This is a genomic window from Natronoglycomyces albus, from assembly GCF_016925535.1.
GTDB classification, from domain to species: domain Bacteria; phylum Actinomycetota; class Actinomycetes; order Mycobacteriales; family Micromonosporaceae; genus Natronoglycomyces; species Natronoglycomyces albus.
In genome coordinates this window covers 1001745-1020661 of the sequence record NZ_CP070496.1, presented here as the reverse complement: position 1 = coordinate 1020661, position 18917 = coordinate 1001745, and the positions used below count along the sequence as shown (strand labels likewise).

Genomic DNA, 18917 nt, shown 5'->3' with positions numbered 1-18917 from the left:
CGAGCGGTTTCGCGGCGCATGTCGACCTGTGAGCTAGGACTGTCGATTCGAACAACATCCCCAGAAGTCACGCTCCGAAAATGTCAGTCGCCGCAGATAGCGTCGCCAGATGACACAAAACGAAACACCCACATCTGTTCCCGACTCGTCGCCAATTCTGCTCATCGGTGGAACCGGCAAGACGGGCAAACGCATCGCCGCGCAGCTGCGGGAAGCCGGTCACGAGGTTCGCCCCGCTTCCCGTAACGCACAATGTCGCTTCAGCTGGACCGATCAGAGCACTTGGGCCCCGGCGCTAGCGGGGGTGCGGGCAATCTACCTAGTGCAACCACCTTTTGACGACGCCCTTGTCCACATGAAGCCGTTCTTCGAACAAGCGCGTTCCAGTGGAGCCCAGCGACTGGTCCTCCTCTCGGCCATGGGGGCGGCCGGGCCCCTGCTGGAAGCCGAGCAACTGGTCAAGGACGCCTTCCCCGAGTGGACAATGCTGCAACCCACATGGTTCTCGCAAAACTTCCACGAGGACTTCTTTGGGCAACTCGTGCGCACCGGCCACGTGCGCCTGCCCGTAGGTGAGGCCGAGGTCGCATTCATCGACGTCGACGACATCGCCGCCGTAGCCGCCGCGGCGCTGACCGACTCTCGACACGCGGGCCGCTCCTATGAACTGACTGGGCCTCGCAAACTCACCTTCACCGAGGCCATAGGCGAGATCGCACAGGCCACCGGTCGCGATATTCGCTTCACGCCCATCAGCGAAGAGGAGTTCCGGGCCGAACAGCTGGCCGCCGGACTCAGCGAAGACGTCGTGGAACTATTCTGCTACCTGCTGGCAGACCTACGCGAAGGGTCGCACTCAGAAACCAGCGACGGTGTCCAACAGGCCCTGGGCCGCCAGCCGCGCGACTTTAGCCTCTACGTGAGGCAAGCCGCCGCCAGCAACTCCTTCAACTGATCTATCCCCACGAAAATGGTTGTACCTGCCCGATGCCCTGCGGCTTCGAGTGCCCATAGGAGATGGTGGGACACGATGAGGCGCCGCTGTAAGGATTCGGGCAGGTACAATCAGACACTGTGAGCAACTATGACCCGTGGGGCCATCCCTACGACGGCTCCCGCGACGCGCCCCGGCACCCCAGCCAGCCGCCGTCCACCCGCCCCGGCAACCGCAGTCTTCCGCCGGGGTCTGACAACATGCCGCGCACCGGAGGCCATCCGCGGGTCAGTCCGCCCCGGCAACCGAGTCAGCCACATATGGGCCCCCCACGCCAGCCCAGCCAGCCCAGCCAGCCGCAGATGCCACACGTGGGTTCACCGCCCCACGGTGCTCCTTTCCAGCAAAACCCATCTCCTCACCCGTCTGTGCCCGAGGCAAACCTGCCGACGGTCGAATTTGAGACTCTCACCGACCCGGCCCTGGTGCGCCTCTCCGCCGAAGACACCGGAGAGTTCGCGCGCCCTCGTTTCGACGAACCTCCCACCGCCTCCACCTTGACCCAGGAACGCCCGCGCACCTCCCCCACAGTCGGCCACGACGGTGCGTGGAGTGTTCCCAGCCAGGCACGGCCCGACGATCTGGCATCCGATTCAAGGGGCGAACCCTCAGGTTCGGTCACGACGATCGAACGGCCCAAGACCGGCCAGGTTCCCGGGAAAAAGGCCGGGCAACGCGGCAGCCTGGAACGCCCCGACGGGCCAGCCAGCCGAAAACAACTCGGGCCGGACTGGACGGCCAACCCGATTCGCATTATCGGCGCGGCAGCGGTGACGCTGACGGTCCTGGCCGGTTCGGCCACGGGCATCATCGCCCTGGGCATGTGGATTAACCCTTAGCCGACTCCACGTGCGCCGCCCGCAGGTAGCTCGTGATAAACCACGACCGCGCTGGTCGGGCACACAAAGCCGGGGACGCCAACTAACCCACCTGGGCACGCGAACACACCTGGGGCCTCACTTGAGGCGGATCAAGAATGCGCGCAAGGCCGCATAAGGTGGCATCCCCGCAAGGAGCTGAGCGACAAAGATGCCTCTTTTTCAACCAGGCATACTGAACGCCGGGCCCATCCCCGAGGGACGAACCCGGCAATCACAGAGGCCTAGGCAATAGTTCTCTACCCGGTGATAATCCCGGCTCCGACAGTGCGGTTCGTAGCCTCATCGACAATGATGAAACCGCCCGTTTCCCGGTTGCGCCGGTACTCATCACACAGCAGCGGCTTCGTGGTCCGCAGCTTCACTCGACCAATCTCGTTGAGCTCCAACGCCTCGGCGTCCTCGTCACGGTGCAAAGTGTTGATGTCAAGTCGGTACTTCAACTCCTTGACGACCGCGCGAACCTCATTGGTGGTGTGCTTAATGGCGTACTTGCCGCGTACCCGCAACGAATCAGTCTCGTCCATCCAGCACACCAACGCCTCAACATCTTGAGTCGACCTGGGTTGATTATTGGGACGAGCCAACATGTCACCCCGGGACACATCCAAGTCGTCCGCCAGCCGGATCGTCACCGACTGCGGAGGAAACGCCTCCTCCAGCGGGCCGTCCGCCGTCTCAACCGAGGCAACCGTCGTGGTGAAGCCACTAGGCAGTACCACCACATCGTCACCTGGCTTAATGACGCCACTGGCGACCTGACCGGCGTAGCCGCGATAGTCCAACGTATCGGAGGTTTGCGGCCGGATCACATGCTGCACCGGGAAACGCACGTCAACCAAGTTACGGTCCGAGGCGATATGCACATTCTCCAAATGATGCAGCAGGCTGCAACCGGAGTACCACGGCATGTTCTCGGAACGATTGACAACATTGTCGCCCTTGAGCGCCGAGATCGGCACAATCGTCAGGTCAGGCACGTCCAGCTTCGTGGCAAACGCGGTGAACTCCTCGGCGATGCGGTCGAAGACTTCCTGCGAATAGTCGACCAGATCCATCTTGTTGACGCACAAGACCATGTGCGGCACACGCAGCAAAGAGCACAGGAACGCATGGCGACGCGACTGCTCAACCAGCCCCTTCCGGGCATCGACCAGGATCAACGACAGATCGGCCGTGGAGGCACCCGTGACCATGTTGCGGGTGTACTGGATATGGCCAGGGGTGTCGGCGATGATGAACTTGCGCTTCGGGGTAGAAAAATACCGGTAGGCGACATCAATGGTGATGCCCTGTTCACGTTCGGATCGCAAACCGTCAGTCAAGAGAGCCAGGTCGGTGTATTCGTCGCCGCGCGCCGCCGAGACCGCTTCGACCGCCGACAACTGGTCCTCAAACAACGTCTTGGTGTCATAGAGCAACCGCCCAATCAGGGTGGACTTGCCATCGTCAACACTTCCGGCCGTGGCGAAACGCAAGAGGTCTGATTCGTGCGACACCGTCGGGGCGGAGGCCGCGGCTGCTACATCGGTGCTGGTCATTAGAAGTACCCTTCTCGTTTACGGTCTTCCATGGCGGCCTCGGAGGCACGGTCGTCTCCACGAGTCGCGCCCCGCTCGGTGATACGGGTAGCGGCTACCTCGGCAATGACTTTTTCCACAGTGTCAGCCTCGGAGGCCACAGCCGCAGTGCAGGAGGCATCCCCAACCGTGCGGTAACGAACCCGGCGAACCTGGGAGGTCTCACCGTCGCGCTTGGCGAGGAACTCATTGACCGCGTACAACATCCCGTCGCGCTCCACGACTTCGCGGTCGTGAGCGAAGTAGATGGACGGCAACGGAATATCCTGCTCGGCGATATAGTTCCAAATGTCCAACTCAGTCCAGTTGGACAGCGGGAATACCCGGATCTGCTCATCGGGGTGAACCCGCCCGTTGTACAAGCTCCACAACTCCGGGCGCTGATTCTTCGGGTCCCACTGCCCGAACTCGTCGCGGAAGGAAAAAATGCGTTCCTTGGCCCGAGCTTTCTCCTCGTCACGGCGAGCCCCACCAAAGAGAGCATCGAAACGGTGCTTTTCGACCGCGTCGAGCAACACCGGAGTCTGGATACGGTTGCGAGAACCGCCGGGCGGCTCAGTCACGAAACCTGAGTCGATAGCCTCCTGCACACTGGCGACAATCAACTGGACGCCCAGATCAGCGACCCGCTGGTCCCGATACTCGATGGCTTCGGGAAAATTGTGCCCCGTGTCGACGTGCATGACCGGAAAAGGGATGCGGGCGGGCGCGAATGCCTTCTGCGCCAAATGCAGCATCACGATGGAGTCTTTGCCGCCGGAGAACAACAGCACGGGGCGCTGACAGGTGGCGGCCACTTCTCGGAAAATGAAGATGCCTTCAGCTTCGAGGGTGTCCAAGTGGCTGACGCGGTAGTCGCTCACCGGCTCTCTCCTTTCGCTACTCCCCAGCGTGGCGGGGAGGCAGTCGTTGGGTTCAACGTCAGACGGCCGTCGGCTGATCATCGTCGGTTCCGGTCGCGAGGCTGCGCGAACGGGCCCTGTGGTCGGCCGTGGACGTCGAATAGCTATGGGGCCCTGGCGGGGCCGGTTTCGGGCGGCCCGGTGTGGGGCCTGTTGGTGGGCACTGTCGCTACGACGATGCGCAGTCGCTCTTGTGGGTGAGCCCGGCCTGGTCAGAGGCTCTCGCGTATCGCCTCCAGCAGGCTTGTGGCCAGGTCAGGCCGACAGGCGACCAGATCGGGGAGATATGGGTCGGGCTGGTTATAGACCAGTTTCGAACCGTCCAGTCGCGAGGCGTGCCATCCACCAGCCAACGCGACGCCCACTGGAGCGGCGGAATCCCACTCGAATTGACCACCCGCGTGCACGTATGCGTCGACCTTCCCGGTGACGACGGCTGCCAACTTGGCACCCGCCGATCCCATGGGAACCAGTTCAGCACCGAGCGTCGCCGCAGCGGACTTTGCCTCGACAGGGGGTCTAGTACGTGAGACGGCAATCCGAATGACAGAGTGTTTGCGCTGTTCAATCGGCACCGGGGCCTGGTCAGACCGAAGGGTGGCCCCTTGGGCGGGAAGGGCTACGGCGGCAGCGGTGATGCCCCGAGCCCGTTCCCATAGAGCCACGTGGACGGCCCAGTCGTCGCGTCCTTCCTCGGAGTATTCACGAGTGCCATCGAGTGGGTCGATGATCCACACTCGGTCGGCAGTGAGCCGTTCGGTGCCGTAGCGGCTGGTCTGGCCACGTCCTTCTTCGCTGAGTACGGCGTCTCCGGGCCGAAATGCGACAAGCTCCTCGAGTAGGTACTGGTGGGCTAGCTGGTCGCCCTCATCGCGCAGCCGCCGCGAGTCGGAGAATCCGATCCGATTTCGCAGGGAGAGGAGCTTCTGCCCCGCCCCGTCGGCTAGGGCCGCGGCCAAGGCCACGTCGCTATCGTGCGGTTGGGGACTGGCATCGTCGTGGCACGATGCGGGGTCTCGGTCACGTTTCGAAGTCATTGCGGCACCCGGGGTCGACGTCATCAACAAAGTCTATGAAGTTACGGGTACGTACTGAGGCAGCAAAACGCTCATCCCACTATTTAAGACAAGTGTTTCTTGACGCTACTGATGGCGATTCGCTGGGCACCACCTCACACCTAATGCGACCTGGCCTTTCTTGCGCCTTGGCCGACCTTCTGCGAGCCAGACACGTCACCGCCCGATTCGCGCCTTAGACCGTGTGGCGCCCTAGTAAGCACCTTGGGTCCGGACAACGGCCGTGATCGTGCGCAGCATGATCACCAAGTCCAAAGAGAGCGACCACCGTTCCACGTAGCGCAAGTCGAGACGGACCGCCTCCTCCCACGACAGGTCCGAGCGGCCCGAGACCTGCCATAGGCCGGTCATACCCGGCTTGACCGCTAGGCGTCGGCGGGTGTCTGGGGCATAGGCGGCCACTTCGGTGGCCAAGGGCGGGCGCGGCCCCACCAGCGACATATCTCCCCGCAACACGTTGATCAGCTGTGGTAGCTCATCGATGGAGAAACGACGCAGGAAACCACCGACGCGGGTGATACGGGGGTCGTCGCGCATTTTGAATAGCACGCCGTCTGATTCGTTCAGGTGGCGAAGTTCGTCTAGTCGACGCTCGGCGTCGGTATACATGGTGCGGAACTTCCAGATGGTGAAGGGGGCTCCACCACGACCTATGCGTTCTTGCTTGAACAGGGCCGGTCCCGGTGAGGTGGCCCGGATGGCAATCACCGAGGCGAGCAGCAGTGGCGAGAACACCGCCAGCAGAACTGCCGCACCAAGGCGGTCGACTATCTCCTTGATCCAGTGCCGCGCTCCAGTGAGGGTGGCGTGTTCGAGGTGCAGCATGGGCAGTCCGTCGACCGGGCGGACCGTCGTGCGGTCCCCAGCCACGTCTACCAAAGCCGAGGCGACGATGAGCTCTACCTCGCCGCGTTCCAGCCGCCAGGCGAGACGGCGTAGTTCCACTCCGTCGAATTCCGGACAGGACAGCACAATGACCGTGTCGGCCTTGCCCTGGGAGACTGCCTCGGCGATGTCGTCGAAGCCGCCCAGGACCGGTGCGTCGAATTCGAGCATCGCGCCACGGGCCTGGCCTGCCGGGACGCATGCCCCAACCACCTGCAAGCCGTGGTAGTGCTCCCGCTGAAGCTGGCCGGTGAGCTCGGCGACCGAGGTCTCGTGCCCCACGATGATCACGCGCTTCATACAGCGGCCGCTACGGCGGACTCGGTGCAGCCATTGCCTCCAACCGAACCTGGCCACGATTGAGGTAACCGCCGTGACGGGAATGGCGATGAGCACGAAGGCGCGGGAAATGGGCAGCTCGAAAGCATATGAAACGAGAGCCACCAGCGCGACAAGCCCCATAGCGGCGTGAACGACCCGCTGATACTCATCGGTGCCGACATAGAGGTACCGACTTTCAAAGGCCCTAGCCAAGACCAACAGAGTCAGCCACAAAACCGGGAGCAACAAAAGGGTAAGGATGTAGATCCGGCTGTGGCTGGTGACTGTGCCAAAGCGCGCGGCAAAGGCTACTGCCGCTCCCAACACGGCCGCAAAAATGTCGGTGCCGATGAGACCCGAAAGGTACTTTTGTTGCCACGCGGGCCGGGCCCAACCCGACTGGTGGCGGGCGCGGTAGTGCGCGCTTTGCTGCGGCTGGCCTGCCCGCTGTGCGGCCAGGCGCTGGAGGCGCTGCTGACCCGAGGTAGTTGAGGAGGATTGGGCAGACTCACGCGCGGAGCTTGAACTCCAGCCACGCTCGGCTTCGCGCCGAGAGCGTGAAGTAGTGGGGCTGGGGCGGACGGTCGCATGGGGTTCTGTCTGCGAATCCGCTGTGGACCGGTGAGGGGTGTTGAGCTGCTTGGCCCGGCTAGAGGTGTCGTCCCGGCGTGCGGAGTTGAAAGCCAGGGTGGTGTTCGCATGGTCGGAGAAGTCGATTTCGGGCTGCGTGTACGCCGCCGCAGTCGATTTTCTCCGCAAATGCGTGTGAGTCACCGTTCTCCCCCTCGATACGTGACACGGGAGAAACAGCAGGGCACCACGACGTCGCTCATTGAAGGGGCTCAATCCGCTGCTTCTTAAGGGGCATAACGGAGATGAGAACGGAAAGTGACGGGGTAGTGACAAGAAATTTGGATCGAAGGGGGCCGATCATGTTGCCACAACCGCAAATGAGCGCTCGGCTCCATTAGTGAGAGTGGACTCGGGCTCGCATCAGGCACACTTGGCAGTGTCTAGGCCAACCGAAACCTGGAAAAGTAGGCTGGACACAGCCGGAGCCGGCCGCGCATGTCGCGCCGTTCCATTCAACGGGGCGCACCAGAGCCACCGGGAAAGGCAACTCCCAGGAGGTGAGCGCTTAGGTCGGCTGCGCGTGAATGCGGTTCTGCGCCGAGGCCAGGCCTTCTTTGGCGACTGCCTCGACCGCGTCAGCCGCTAGCTCCAGCAACACCGGAACTTCCTTGCGTTCAGCCGATGAAAAGTCGCGCAGCACATAGTCGGCCGCGTCCTGCCGCCCGGAGGGCCGCCCGATGCCAAACCGCAAGCGCACATATTCCTTGGTGTTCAACGACTTCGACAGCGATCGAAGCCCATTATGCCCGCCTTCGCCGCCGTTTTGCTTCAGACGCAGCGTCCCAAATGGCAAGTCCAGCTCATCGTGCGCCACCACTACTTGCTCGGGCTCGATCTTGTAAAACTGCGCCAACGGGGCAACCGACTGCCCCGAGAGGTTCATAAAGGTCAGCGGCTTCACCAGAACAAGTCGAGGCCCACCTATTCCCAGGCGGGCCTCACACACTTGTGCTCGGGCTCGCTTGTGCAGCCCGAAGGTGCCTCCCAGGCGGTCGGCCAAGAGGTCGGCGATCATAAAGCCGACATTGTGCCGATTGGCAGCGTACTTTGGTCCGGGATTACCCAAACCGACCACCAACAACGCCTGGTCAGACACGAATTATCCCTCGCTGTCGGTGGCTTCGTCGCCTTCTTCGTCGCCTTCGGCGCTAGCCTCTTCTTCGGCGCGCGGCTCGGAAACGGCAACCAGAACGGCATCCGGGTCACCCATGAGAACGATGCCCTCGGGGAGAGTCACGTCGCTCGCGTGAAGGTTGGAGCCGATAGCCAGACCATCGATCGAGATTTCGATGCTGTCGGGGATGTTGAGAACGTCGACCTCGACGGACAGGGAGTCCATCGAGTACATCGGCAGACCGCCCTTTTGGACTTCACCGGTGTATTCGAGCGGCACCTCGGTGGTGAGCTTCTCGCCGCGACGAACCAGCAGTAGGTCGGCGTGCGTGATGTTGTCCTTAAGGACGTCGCGCTGTACTGACTTGGGGAAGACCATCTCCTTGCTGCCGTCTGTGACTTCCAGCTGGATGACCTGGTTCATACCGTAGTTACGAATAATGGAGGCGAACCCCAGCGCAGGCAGGGAAATGTGACGCGGCTTCTCACCGTGACCATAGACAACCGCCGGGATCTTGCCAGCCCGACGCGTACGGCGCGCCCCACCCTTACCGAACTCAGTACGTGGTTCGGCGCTAATACGAACTTCGGACACGGAAATACTCCAATGGATTCGCAGGAAAACTTACTTGGCGCTCGACGCGCACGTGAAACCTTGAAGGACGAGAGAGTCCTGTCTGATTACCGCGCCCTGCGTCGATAACGGCACTCGATCTGATTGATGCCAGATCTCTTCTCTCCCAGTGACCAGCTAAGCCAGTCACGGGCCATGGGAGTGCCCTCGCCGTGGCAACCCGACCAGTCTACATCAGCCAGCCGCGCTCGAATCCGGCGGGCAGGAGGTGTGAGCTAGGGAATTACCGGCAAACGCGAGGACGATTCCGACCATCGCGAGCCGATCGGCCCACCGTGCCACCGAGCAAAACGCACCGTGACCGAGGTGAATACCAACGGTGGAATCGCCCCTGGGAAAGCCGCGGCCCGGCGGGCAAAGCCACGCCAGCGGAGCGCCGACCGGGTCAGACTCGTCCGTTACGTCGCCGGTACGCCAACCAAGGCGTACCAGCGACCATCCCTGGCGAAAACTAGGAAAGTCCGCCGAACAGCGTCGTCACCGAACCGTCGGTGAAGACCTCCGAGATTGCCTTGGCCACCAGCGGCGCAATCGACAGCACCGTTAGTTTCTCCAGCTCAACGGCGTGATCAGGCAACGGCAACGTGTTGGTGACGATGACCTCCGAGATCGGGGCCGAGGCCAAACGCTCTGTGGCCGGGTCGGACAGAATCGGGTGCGTCACCGCTACCACGACGTCCGCCGCGCCATTTTGTTTCAGCAGTTCCGAGGCCGAAACGATCGTGCCGCCGGTGTCGATCATGTCGTCGACGACCAGGCAGACTCGACCCTCGACTTCCCCGACGACCTTGTTGGCGACCACTTCATTGGGCCGCAGCGGGTCCCGAGTCTTGTGGATAAACGCCAAGGGGCAGCCGCCGAGGCGGTCCGTCCACCGTTCCGCCACCCGCACCCGCCCGGAGTCAGGAGCCACCACGGTCATGGCTTTACCCGCATACCGCTCCTCGATGTGGCGAGCGAGCGTTCCCATCGCAAACAGGTGGTCCACCGGGCCATCGAAGAAGCCTTGGATCTGGGCCGTGTGCAGGTCGACGGTGAGGATGCGATTAGCACCAGCGGTGCGTAGCAGGTCGGCAATGAGGCGGGCCGAGATGGGCTCGCGGCCCCGGTGCTTCTTGTCTTGGCGTCCGTATGGGTAAAACGGCAACACGACCGTGATCCGCTTGGCAGATCCGCGCTTAAGCGCGTCGATCATAATCAGGGTCTCCATGACCCACTCGTTGATGGGCTCGGCCATCGACTGCACGACGAACGCGTCGCAACCGCGCACCGATTCCTGAAAACGAACGAACAACTCGCCGTTGGCAAAAGAATACGAGCTAGTGGGGGTCGGTTCCACCCCCAGATGCTTGCCGATCTCATCGGCCAGTTCCGGATAACAACGTCCGGAGAAAAGCATCATGTTCTTCGAATTAGTCGCGGACATACTGGCCATCGCGATGGCTCCCCTAAAACTATGTAGTCACCCGTCACCTGACTGTGAGGCGCTCATGGGCCCGATGCCGTATCGGCTTGCTCCTACCGTAAACCGCAAAAGCAGCCGAGTCCGAAAGATCAAGACTCCACGTTCGCCTCACCCTTGAGTGTGGCCTGAGGCCAGGTGGGACAGTACGGCTCGGTCATAGCACTGTGCCGTTTCCCACCATTGCAGGCCAGCCGATTGCCTCAGCGACCGAGTGCTCTCACTGGGTGAGGAGTCGTTCAGTCGCTGTCCTTGGCTCGCTGGGCGGCCTCGGCGGTAAATGTGCCGGGGCGGCGCTTGGCCACCCAGCCCTCGATATTGCGCTGTTGGGCGCGGGTGACGGCCAATTCTCCAGGGTTGACGTCGTTGGAGACGACACTTCCGGCCCCCACATAGGTGCCGTCGCCGATATTGACCGGCGCGACCAGGACAGAGTCGCAACCAACGAACGCCCCCGCGCCGATGGTGGTGTGATGCTTGGCGATGCCGTCGTAGTTGGCCACAATCACGCCGCAGGAGACGTTGGCCCTCTCCCCCACGGTCGCGTCGCCGACATAGGACAAGTGCGGAACCTTGGCGCCATCACCGATTTCGGATGCTTTGACCTCAACATAGGCACCGACCCTGGCACCGCGCCCGAGCTTGGCACCGGGGCGCAGGTACGAGTAGGGGCCCACGGTCGCTTCCGGTCCGATGGTCGCCTGCACCGCATGGGTGCGAGCGACGGCGGCGTCACTTTCGACGATGGTGTCCACCAAGGTGGAATCGGGGCCGATGTCGGCCCCGGTGTCGACGGCGGTGGCGCCGCGCAGCTGACAGCCGGGCCGAATGATGACGTCGTTTTCGACCTTGACGGTGGCGTCAATCCAGGTCGTGGCCGGGTCTTCGATCGTGACACCGGACTTCATCAGCGCGTGGTTAATGCGATCGCGCAGCAGGGCGCGTAGCTGGGCCAGCTGGGCGCGGTCGTTGCAGCCGAGCAGCTCAATCTGGTCGTCCACCTGGTGGGTGCCTACGCGGTGTCCGTCCTTGCGCAACAGTTCGAGGACGTCGGTGAGGTACTCCTCGCCCTGGTCGTTATCGGCGTTGAGCTGGTCGAGGGCCCGGCGCAACAGTTCGACGTCGAAGGCATAGATGCCGCCGTTGATCTCGTCGATGGCCAATTCGTCGTCGGTGGCGTCGCGGTGCTCCACGATGCGCTCAAAACGGCCATTGCCGTTGCGGATGATGCGGCCCAGACCCGTCGGGTCGGCCACGGCGGCGGTCATGACGGTCGCACTGTGGCGGGCCGCTTCGTGAGCGTCGATGAAGTTCTCCACCGTCGCGCCTTGTAGCAGCGGCACGTCCCCGTTGAGGACCACCACGGTGCCGGTGAGGTCGGGGTTGGCCTCCAACGCGGTGCGCACGGCGTGGCCGGTGCCGTTCTGCTCGGCCTGGAGCACGGTGGTCGACTGGGGCGAGATGTGCGAGACGTGTTCGGTGACATCCTCGGCGCTGGCTCCGACGACGACAATGCTGTGGTCGGGTTTGACGGCGGTGGAGGCTTTGAGCACATGCCCCAGCAGCGTCCGGCCGAGCAGTTCGTGCAGCATTTTGGGCTTGGCCGATTTCATTCGGGTTCCGGCCCCGGCTGCCAGAACGATGACGGCGCGGTCGGTGGTCATAGTGTGTGCTCCTCGGTCGATGCTGGATTGCGAGTGCGGCATCCCGCAGCAATGGTAGTCCTCTTGTACCGCGGCCAGCTGACGGCATCATGGCGGGCAGCTGGATGATTCGTAACAGGGTGGGCGCGCAGTCCAGTTCGGGACCCTGCCTAGGCGTTTGTGCCAGCTGACCAGTGGCCAAAGACCGGCGGCCGCTACCCAGCCTAGGCGTTATGGCCGGGCGGGCCGGAGCCGTGCGAGATTCCCCAACTTCGCTGAGCCGGAAGAGGTTCGACCTCAAAGAGGGACCGCCGGAAGATGGAGGTACCGAACACTGGTCGCCTCAAAACGGAAATCTTCGCGATAGGCCCAGCCAGATTGAGGCGTTCGTGTTGCCAATCGGTCGCGGGTGGCTCGTCTCGGCCTGGGTTGACTTTAAGGTGGCGTTGACGGATTGCTTGGGCGGCGAAGCGGATCTGCCGCCCCAGGCGGCACCGTCGCCATCGCGCTCCCAGGGCCGCTGCCCCATCGGCCCGGAAGCTGAGCGGCTTAAAGGGTGGCCCCCGGCGAAAGCGACGACTCGGTGGCGACACCACTACTTCGGGGCATAAATCTCAGGATAGCCCGGGGTGCTGATGAGGCTCTCCAGGTTTGTGGGCCCTCACAAGGGCGGTCAGCAAAAAACCCCGGCTGCGCCGGGGTTTTCGAAGTTGAATTGGCTGGCCCACCAGGGATCGAACCTGGACTCTTCTGAACCAAAATCAGACGTGTTGCCAATTACACCATGGGCCATCATGGTTGAGCCACAAACACGCCTAAAAAGCGGCGTGCTGATGCGCTCGGCCGAGCATATCTTACCGTGTTTGGCGATTCCACTGAAATGTGGGCTCCGCTGGCTACGCCAAACCGCACTCGCGCTGAGGCCATGGGTGGGCCGAAGCGGGTATCGAGGCCGTCTGAGCTGCCGCATTCGACAGCTACGACCTCTCGAGGCGGGAATCAGGTGCGTCGCATCTGAGTGGGTAAGCCTTATCCGACCTGCAAAGCTAGACAAATCCGCAACTTGCTTCTAAATTAAAGCAATCCATTTTATAACCAACCTCACACCCTATGCTCCGCCACACATATCGATACTCATCGATTTTCGGAGAGTGGATGTACGTCATCTGACAAGCCCTAAAGGCACAACGTTCGCAACCCGAGCGCGCCCCTAACCTCCACGGCCGCGCCCACCCAAAGGCACGCCACACCCACATCGGGCCATCCACACCACATCGAGAGGACCTCCATGCCGCAATCACGCCACGAGTCTGCCTCCCCCACAGACTCCCCTGACACTCCCGCAGCAACAAGCACAGAACCCACTAGCCGCCCCACCTCCACGACAACCACCGCGCACGAGAACGCTCACCCCCTAGACGCGCACATCGCGATGTTCACCGACCCCCGATTCATCGACTTGAAAAAGCGACTCCTGCGTTTCATCGTCCCAGTTAGCTTCGCGTTCATGGCCTGGTACCTCCTGTATGTCCTGCTGTCGGCATACGCCCGCGATTTCATGTCCACCGTGCTCTTTGGAAGTGTCAATATCGCCCTAGCGCTGGGCATCGCCCAATTCGTCACCACCTTCGGCATCGCCGTGGCGTATTCGACCTACACCCGCCGCCATGTCGACCCCGAAGCCTCGGCCCTATGCGATGAACTCAATGAGGAGACCAGCCGATGATGACCTTCGCTCTCGACGAAACCGACGGCTCCCGCGCCATCACCTTGCTCCTCTTCGGCCTCATGGTGGCCACCACCCTCGGCATCACCGTGTGGGCCAGCCGCAATACCCGCGACGCGACCGACTTCCACTCAGGCGGCCGCCAATTCAGCCCCATGCAAAACGGCTTCGCCATCGGCTCGGACTACATGTCCGCCGCCTCCTTCCTCGGTATCGCCGGCATGATCGCCCTATTCGGCTACGACGGATTCCTCTACTCCATCGGATTCCTCGTCGCCTGGCTCGTAGCACTCCTCCTAGTGGCGGAACTACTGCGAAACTCCGGACGATTCACGATGGCCGACGTGGTGTCCTACCGGATGCAACAGCGGCCCGTGCGCACCGCCGCCGCGGTCTCCACCATGACCGTGTCGATCTTCTACCTGTTGGCCCAGATGGTGGGCGCTGGCGCACTCATCGCCCTGCTGCTGGGGATTCAAGAAGGCGAAACGTATCTGGGCTTGAGCGCCGACCAAGCCAAAATCGGCGGCATCGTCCTTATTGGACTGCTCATGATCGTCTACGTCAGCTTCGGCGGGATGAAGGGCACCACCTGGGTGCAAATCATCAAAGCCGCCGTCCTCCTGGGCGGGGCCTTCCTGCTGACCATCCTGGTCCTGTCCATCTACAACTTCAACCTCGGCGCGCTCATGAACGACGCCGCCGACGCCTCCGGGGCAGGCCAGGCATTCCTCGAACCAGGGCTGCGATACGGCGTCGAAGTCGCGGGCGACCCCATCCAAACCATGTGGCACAAGCTCGACCTCATCAGCCTGGGACTGGCCTTGGTCCTGGGAACAGCGGGGCTGCCCCACATCCTCATACGCTTCTACACCGTCCCCGACTCACGCGCGGCGCGTAAATCCGTCAACTGGGGCATCGGACTCATCGGCTCGTTCTACCTGATCACCCTAGTGCTGGGATTCGGCGCGGCCGCCATCGTCGGAGTCGACGCCATCACCGCCCAAGACTCGGCTGGCAACACCGCCGCACCCCAACTGGCGCAACAGGTCGGGGACCAGCTCGGAGGCAACACCATGGCCGCCATACTGTTGGCCGTCATCGCCGCAGCGGCCTTTGCGGCGATTCTCTCCACCGTGGCAGGGCTCATGATCGCCTCATCCTCATCGCTGGCCCACGACTTCTACAACAGCGTGCTGCGCAAAGGCAAAGCCACCGAAAAAGAGGAAGTCACCGTCGCCAAGTACTGCGCGCTGGGTGTGGGGGCAGTCGCGATCGTGCTGGCCATCTTCGCCCAAGGCCTCAATGTGGCGTTCTTGGTCGCGCTGGCATTCGCCATCGCCGCCTCGGCCAACTTGCCGACGTTGCTACTTAGCCTGTTTTGGAAACGCTTCAACACAGCCGGTGCCCTATGGGGCATCTATGCCGGCCTTGTCAGCGCCGTCGGCTTGGTGATCTTCTCCCCCACCGTGTCCGGGCACGAAGGGGCACTCATTCCCCACGCCGACTTCGCCTGGTTCCCCTTGGAAAACCCCGGAATCGTATCGATTCCGCTGTCCTTGATCTGTGCCATAGTCGCCTCCCTCCTGTCCCGGGAACGCGACGAGGACAAATTTGCCTACCTACAGGTGCGAGCGCTCACCGGAGCCGGTTCACACTAGTGCGACTCACAAAGAGCCGGTGGGGCTCCGCCCCACCGGCTCTGCACACTACTCATCGTCGTAGTTGGACATTCTCGCCACGCGAAGTTAGTCAACGGTCAGTTGTTCGACCACACGAACTTCGGCACTTGCGCGTAGATGTCACACAGGAAGTCCGCGTAGAAGAACACCTCTTCCAACTTGAGCTTGCCCTTCTTCACATTCATCAGCCAAGGGCCGTCAAAACGCCACGAGAAGGTGCGTGCCCGCTGGTCAGCCAACATCCATTCCATCGTCTGGGCGTGAATAACATCGTAGGCAAAACGAGGATTCTCCGCGGTGACCTTGAAGACGTCGTTGAAGTGCTGGTTTTCGAACTGCAAACTCGCAAAACCCAGACTGTTGAAGAAGCGCGACATGGTCGTCTCGTGCCCGATGTCGAGAAATGGACGCGGTGAGGGCAAGCCGATCGCCACGACCTGGTTAACGTGCGTGGTCGAATTCTTGCCGCTGCCAGTGGTGTAGATGTACTCGAAGAACAAGATGTGGAGACCGCGGTAGCTACCCCGGAACACATCCTGACCACGTCGGTTCCGACCCACCCCAAACGGCGCCTTGGAGGAGATGTCCACCACCGAATTGTCCTTGGGCTCATAGTGAAAGCCGTATTGGGCCGCCCAGGCACGGTATTGAGCGATCTTCTTCTTCCGGTGCCGGTGGGCAAAATATCCACCTATGACGGCACCAACAACAAGGACAATCCACACCACTACCTCAATGGTCGTGGTGGAGTCCGAGGACGATTGAGCCAGAAGTGTGTCGATCATGCTGCTTTACTTTGAAAAGGGGTTATTACTGCTGTGAATCGCCCGGTTGGCTGTAACCGTTCGGGGGTTGGTAACCGGCGGGGGGCTGTGAATAGCCCTGCGGGGGTTGCGAATAGCCCTGCGGCGGCTGTTGCGGTTGTCCCTGCGGGGGTTGCGAATAGCCCTGCGGCTGTCCGTAACCAGACGGCTGGGAAGGGCCACCCGGGTATCCCGCCTGTTGCGGGTTGGCGTTTGAATCTTGCGGGTGGGCGTGCACGTGTCCCATCATCCCCATACCCGGCGCGCCTCCTTGTGGCGGCTGTTGCGGCTGCCCGGCGGCAGGCGGGAGCCCACTGGGAGCACTCTGACCGGGGTGCTGGCCGTAACCGGGCTGGGGTTGGCCAGGCTGGGGTTGCCCAGGGTACTGCTGGTACGGGGCGCTTTGCTGCCCCAGCTGCGGCGGCTGATATCCGGGCACCTGGCCGGGGGCAGGCGAGGCAGGCGCGGGGGCCTGCTGCATGAAGTTCGGTGAGGGAGTGTTGTTCAGCTTTGGAGCCGAGCGAGCCTGCTGATCTTCCAGCTCAAAGTATTCCTCAGGGTGGAAATTGCCAAACTTGGAAGCGATGTTGCCCGGAAAGACCTGAAGCGCAGTGTTGTACTCACGCACATTGGCATTGTAGAAACGGCGCGGAGCGGCGATACGGTTCTCCGTCTCCACAATCTCCTTCTGCGCCTGCAGAAAGTTCTGATTGCTCTTCAGTTGCGGGTATTGCTCCTGCATCATGATCATGCCACGAATAGCGCCCGAGAGTTGTCCCTCAGCGGCGCCCTGTCCCCCATGTCCAACCTGCGGGTTGCTGCGCGCCTGCACCGCGGCCGCGCGGGCCTGCGCGACTTGGACGAGGGTCGCATTCTCGGCTCCGGCGGCCTGCTGCACAACGTGCATCATGTTTTCCAGCAAGTCATAGCGACGCTGAAGCTCCACATCGATCTGCGCCCAGGATTCTTGAGCCAAGTTGCGAAGTCGCACCAGTCGGTTATGCGAACCCAGGAACACAAGCCCCAGGATCAGCAAGACTCCGAGCAAGAGAACAAGAACAACTATCGTGGTATCCATAGCTAACGAGACTAACCTACCGACGCCAGCGACTTCCTGGCTGGCCAGCGCCGGGTTCACCGTCGTTGACGAGGCACTACGTGCATTTGTGCTCTCTTGATCGCCCTTGGCGTCAACCTGTCTGGCGCATTGTGATCAAGAGGCTATGCGGGCCCGTGCGCGGCCTTCTCCACGACCGACACCAAGTCGGTGGCGATCTCTTGGGCCCGGTCAGCTTCGGTGGCCTCCACCATCACTCGCACGAGCGGTTCGGTTCCGGAGGGACGTAGCAGTACCCGGCCCTCTGAGCCGAGCTTGTCCTCCCATTCGGTGACCGCAGCGCGCACCGACGGGGAGGAGATGATGGTTTTATCGGCCACCTTGACATTGATCAAGACTTGGGGGGCGGCGATGAAGGCGGAGGCGAGTTCGCCCAGCGGTTGCTTGGTTTGCGCCATGCGTGCCAACAGCAGCAACGCGGTCAATGTGCCATCGCCGGTAGTGGCGTGGGCGGGTAGGACGAGGTGCCCGCTCTGTTCCCCGCCTAGGGAGAATTCTCCGGAGACGAGTCGTTCCAGTACATAGCGATCGCCCACGGAGGTGGTCTCGACGCTGATGCCGGCCTTGCGCATGGCCCGGTGCAGCCCGAGGTTGCTCATGACGGTCGTGACCAAGGTCGAACGGTGCAACACGCCCGCTTCCTGCATGGCCAGCGCGAGGATCACCATGATCGCGTCGCCGTCGACGAAGTTGCCTTGCGCGTCTACGGCTAGGCAGCGGTCGGCATCGCCGTCGAGGCCGATCCCGGCGTCAGCACCGGTGGCCAGGACACTCTGGCGCAGGCTCTCCATATGGGTTGAGCCGCAGTTGTCGTTGATGTTGAGGCCGTCGGGCTCATGGTGAATCGCTATGACCTCGGCTCCGGCGCGGCGTAGTGCTTCGGGCGCGGCTTCCCAGGCTGCCCCATTGGCGGTGTCTACGACGACCTTCAGGCCCTCCAGGCGAGTGTTCGTCGCCGCGACCAGGTGGGACACGTACTGTTCTGTGCCGGAGTGGTCGGTGAGGATACGGCCGACATCGGACCCTTGGGCGCGGGTGGGGTCGGCACCGATGACCGCTTCGATGGCGTCCTCGACCGCGTCGGGGAGTTTGCGGCCCCCGGCGGCGAAGAACTTGATGCCGTTGTCGGGCATCGGGTTGTGGCTGGCGGAGATCATGACGCCGAAGCTCGCGCCGGAGGCTTTGGTCAAGTGTGCGACGGCCGGGGTGGGGACGACGCCGAGCACGGTGACATCCGCACCCGCTCCCGCTAGGCCCGCACAGACTGCGGCCTCTAGCATCTCGCCGCTGGCTCGGGGGTCACGGCCGACGACCACGCGCGGGCGTGGTCCGCCAGCTTGGGCGAGGACGGCGACGGCGGCGGCCGACAGTGCCATGGCCAGTTCGGGAGTGAGGTCGGCGTTAGCTCTCCCGCGTACTCCATCGGTTCCAAACAGTCGCGACATCCCCAGTTACCCCTTTTTGCGTT

General features: G+C 62.5%; 15 protein-coding genes and 1 tRNA gene. 4 read left to right on the top strand and 12 right to left on the bottom strand.

The genetic code is table 11. From position 1 onward, the window contains the following. The first annotated feature begins 109 nt into the window (after positions 1–109). Positions 110–955 carry an NAD(P)H-binding protein gene (locus JQS30_RS04330; protein WP_213172160.1) on the top strand — a complete coding sequence of 282 codons (846 nt, stop codon included), beginning with the start codon at positions 110–112 and terminating at the stop codon, positions 953–955. A gap of 119 nt (positions 956–1074) precedes the next feature. Continuing rightward, positions 1075–1833: a hypothetical protein gene (locus JQS30_RS04325; RefSeq protein ID WP_213172159.1), complete on the top strand. Its 759-nt coding sequence runs from the start codon at positions 1075–1077 to the stop codon at positions 1831–1833. Positions 1834–2111: 278 nt separating this feature from the next. Here the strand turns inward: JQS30_RS04325 and cysN are convergent, their stop codons facing one another. From cysN to JQS30_RS04280, 9 genes are all read right to left on the bottom strand, one after another. Then, positions 2112–3413 (bottom strand): sulfate adenylyltransferase subunit CysN, encoded by a 1302-nt coding sequence (gene cysN / locus JQS30_RS04320; protein ID WP_246498045.1) that lies wholly within the window; start codon positions 3411–3413, stop codon positions 2112–2114. Next, entirely contained in the window at positions 3413–4315 is a 903-nt protein-coding gene (gene cysD / locus JQS30_RS04315) for a sulfate adenylyltransferase subunit CysD (RefSeq protein ID WP_246498044.1), read from the bottom strand. Before cysD ends, cysN begins: the two co-directional genes overlap by 1 nt. Positions 4316–4566: 251 nt before the next feature. After that, the gene (locus JQS30_RS04310) at positions 4567–5391 is read right to left on the bottom strand and encodes a 3'(2'),5'-bisphosphate nucleotidase CysQ (protein ID WP_213172157.1); all 825 of its coding nucleotides are present in this window, start codon (positions 5389–5391) and stop codon (positions 4567–4569) included. Between the two features lie 231 nt (positions 5392–5622). Continuing rightward, positions 5623–7410, bottom strand: a complete 1788-nt coding sequence (locus JQS30_RS04305; RefSeq protein ID WP_246498043.1) for a sugar transferase — start codon at positions 7408–7410, stop codon at positions 5623–5625. A 364-nt stretch (positions 7411–7774) separates the two neighbouring features. Next, positions 7775–8365, bottom strand: a complete 591-nt coding sequence (gene pth / locus JQS30_RS04300; RefSeq protein WP_213172156.1) for an aminoacyl-tRNA hydrolase — start codon at positions 8363–8365, stop codon at positions 7775–7777. 3 nt (positions 8366–8368) lie between these two features. Next, on the bottom strand, positions 8369–8977 hold the full coding sequence (locus JQS30_RS04295; protein WP_213172155.1) for a 50S ribosomal protein L25/general stress protein Ctc: 609 nt from the start codon (positions 8975–8977) through the stop codon (positions 8369–8371). A 490-nt stretch (positions 8978–9467) separates the two neighbouring features. Then, complete coding sequence (locus JQS30_RS04290; protein WP_213172154.1) at positions 9468–10451, bottom strand: ribose-phosphate diphosphokinase; 984 nt, start codon at positions 10449–10451, stop codon at positions 9468–9470. Positions 10452–10717: 266 nt separating this feature from the next. Beyond that, positions 10718–12142 carry a bifunctional UDP-N-acetylglucosamine diphosphorylase/glucosamine-1-phosphate N-acetyltransferase GlmU gene (glmU, locus tag JQS30_RS04285; protein WP_213172153.1) on the bottom strand — a complete coding sequence of 475 codons (1425 nt, stop codon included), beginning with the start codon at positions 12140–12142 and terminating at the stop codon, positions 10718–10720. A 695-nt stretch (positions 12143–12837) separates the two neighbouring features. Further along, a tRNA-Gln gene (locus tag JQS30_RS04280) sits at positions 12838–12913 on the bottom strand. Positions 12914–13409: 496 nt separating this feature from the next. Here JQS30_RS04280 and JQS30_RS04275 point away from each other — a divergent pair. Further along, on the top strand, positions 13410–13847 hold the full coding sequence (locus JQS30_RS04275) for a DUF485 domain-containing protein (RefSeq protein WP_213172152.1): 438 nt from the start codon (positions 13410–13412) through the stop codon (positions 13845–13847). Beyond that, on the top strand, positions 13844–15508 hold the full coding sequence (locus JQS30_RS04270; RefSeq protein WP_213172151.1) for a solute symporter family protein: 1665 nt from the start codon (positions 13844–13846) through the stop codon (positions 15506–15508). Before JQS30_RS04275 ends, JQS30_RS04270 begins: the two co-directional genes overlap by 4 nt. Before the next feature lie 98 nt (positions 15509–15606). Here JQS30_RS04270 and JQS30_RS04265 read toward each other — a convergent pair whose 3' ends face one another. The 3 genes from JQS30_RS04265 to glmM all read right to left on the bottom strand — a co-directional run bounded on the left by JQS30_RS04265 (position 15607) and on the right by glmM (position 18894). Continuing rightward, complete coding sequence (locus JQS30_RS04265; RefSeq protein ID WP_213172150.1) at positions 15607–16314, bottom strand: hypothetical protein; 708 nt, start codon at positions 16312–16314, stop codon at positions 15607–15609. 25 nt (positions 16315–16339) lie between these two features. After that, positions 16340–17410 (bottom strand): LemA family protein, encoded by a 1071-nt coding sequence (locus tag JQS30_RS04260; RefSeq protein ID WP_213172149.1) that lies wholly within the window; start codon positions 17408–17410, stop codon positions 16340–16342. A gap of 143 nt (positions 17411–17553) precedes the next feature. Beyond that, complete coding sequence (gene glmM / locus JQS30_RS04255) at positions 17554–18894, bottom strand: phosphoglucosamine mutase (protein WP_213172148.1); 1341 nt, start codon at positions 18892–18894, stop codon at positions 17554–17556. Between the last annotated feature and the right edge of the window lie 23 nt (positions 18895–18917).

What these genes read in the sequence shown, in the direction of transcription:
- JQS30_RS04275 (WP_213172152.1), top strand. Translation starts at nt 13,410, where the DNA reads ATGCCGCAATCACGCCACGAGTCTGCCTCCCCCACAGACTCCCCTGAC.
- JQS30_RS04310 (WP_213172157.1), bottom strand. Translation starts at nt 5,391, where the DNA reads ATGACTTCGAAACGTGACCGAGACCCCGCATCGTGCCACGACGATGCC.
- cysN (WP_246498045.1), bottom strand. Translation starts at nt 3,413, where the DNA reads ATGACCAGCACCGATGTAGCAGCCGCGGCCTCCGCCCCGACGGTGTCG.
- glmU (WP_213172153.1), bottom strand. Translation starts at nt 12,142, where the DNA reads ATGACCACCGACCGCGCCGTCATCGTTCTGGCAGCCGGGGCCGGAACC.
- JQS30_RS04330 (WP_213172160.1), top strand. Translation starts at nt 110, where the DNA reads ATGACACAAAACGAAACACCCACATCTGTTCCCGACTCGTCGCCAATT.
- JQS30_RS04290 (WP_213172154.1), bottom strand. Translation starts at nt 10,451, where the DNA reads ATGGCCAGTATGTCCGCGACTAATTCGAAGAACATGATGCTTTTCTCC.
- JQS30_RS04270 (WP_213172151.1), top strand. Translation starts at nt 13,844, where the DNA reads ATGATGACCTTCGCTCTCGACGAAACCGACGGCTCCCGCGCCATCACC.
- glmM (WP_213172148.1), bottom strand. Translation starts at nt 18,894, where the DNA reads ATGTCGCGACTGTTTGGAACCGATGGAGTACGCGGGAGAGCTAACGCC.
- JQS30_RS04265 (WP_213172150.1), bottom strand. Translation starts at nt 16,314, where the DNA reads ATGATCGACACACTTCTGGCTCAATCGTCCTCGGACTCCACCACGACC.
- JQS30_RS04260 (WP_213172149.1), bottom strand. Translation starts at nt 17,410, where the DNA reads ATGGATACCACGATAGTTGTTCTTGTTCTCTTGCTCGGAGTCTTGCTG.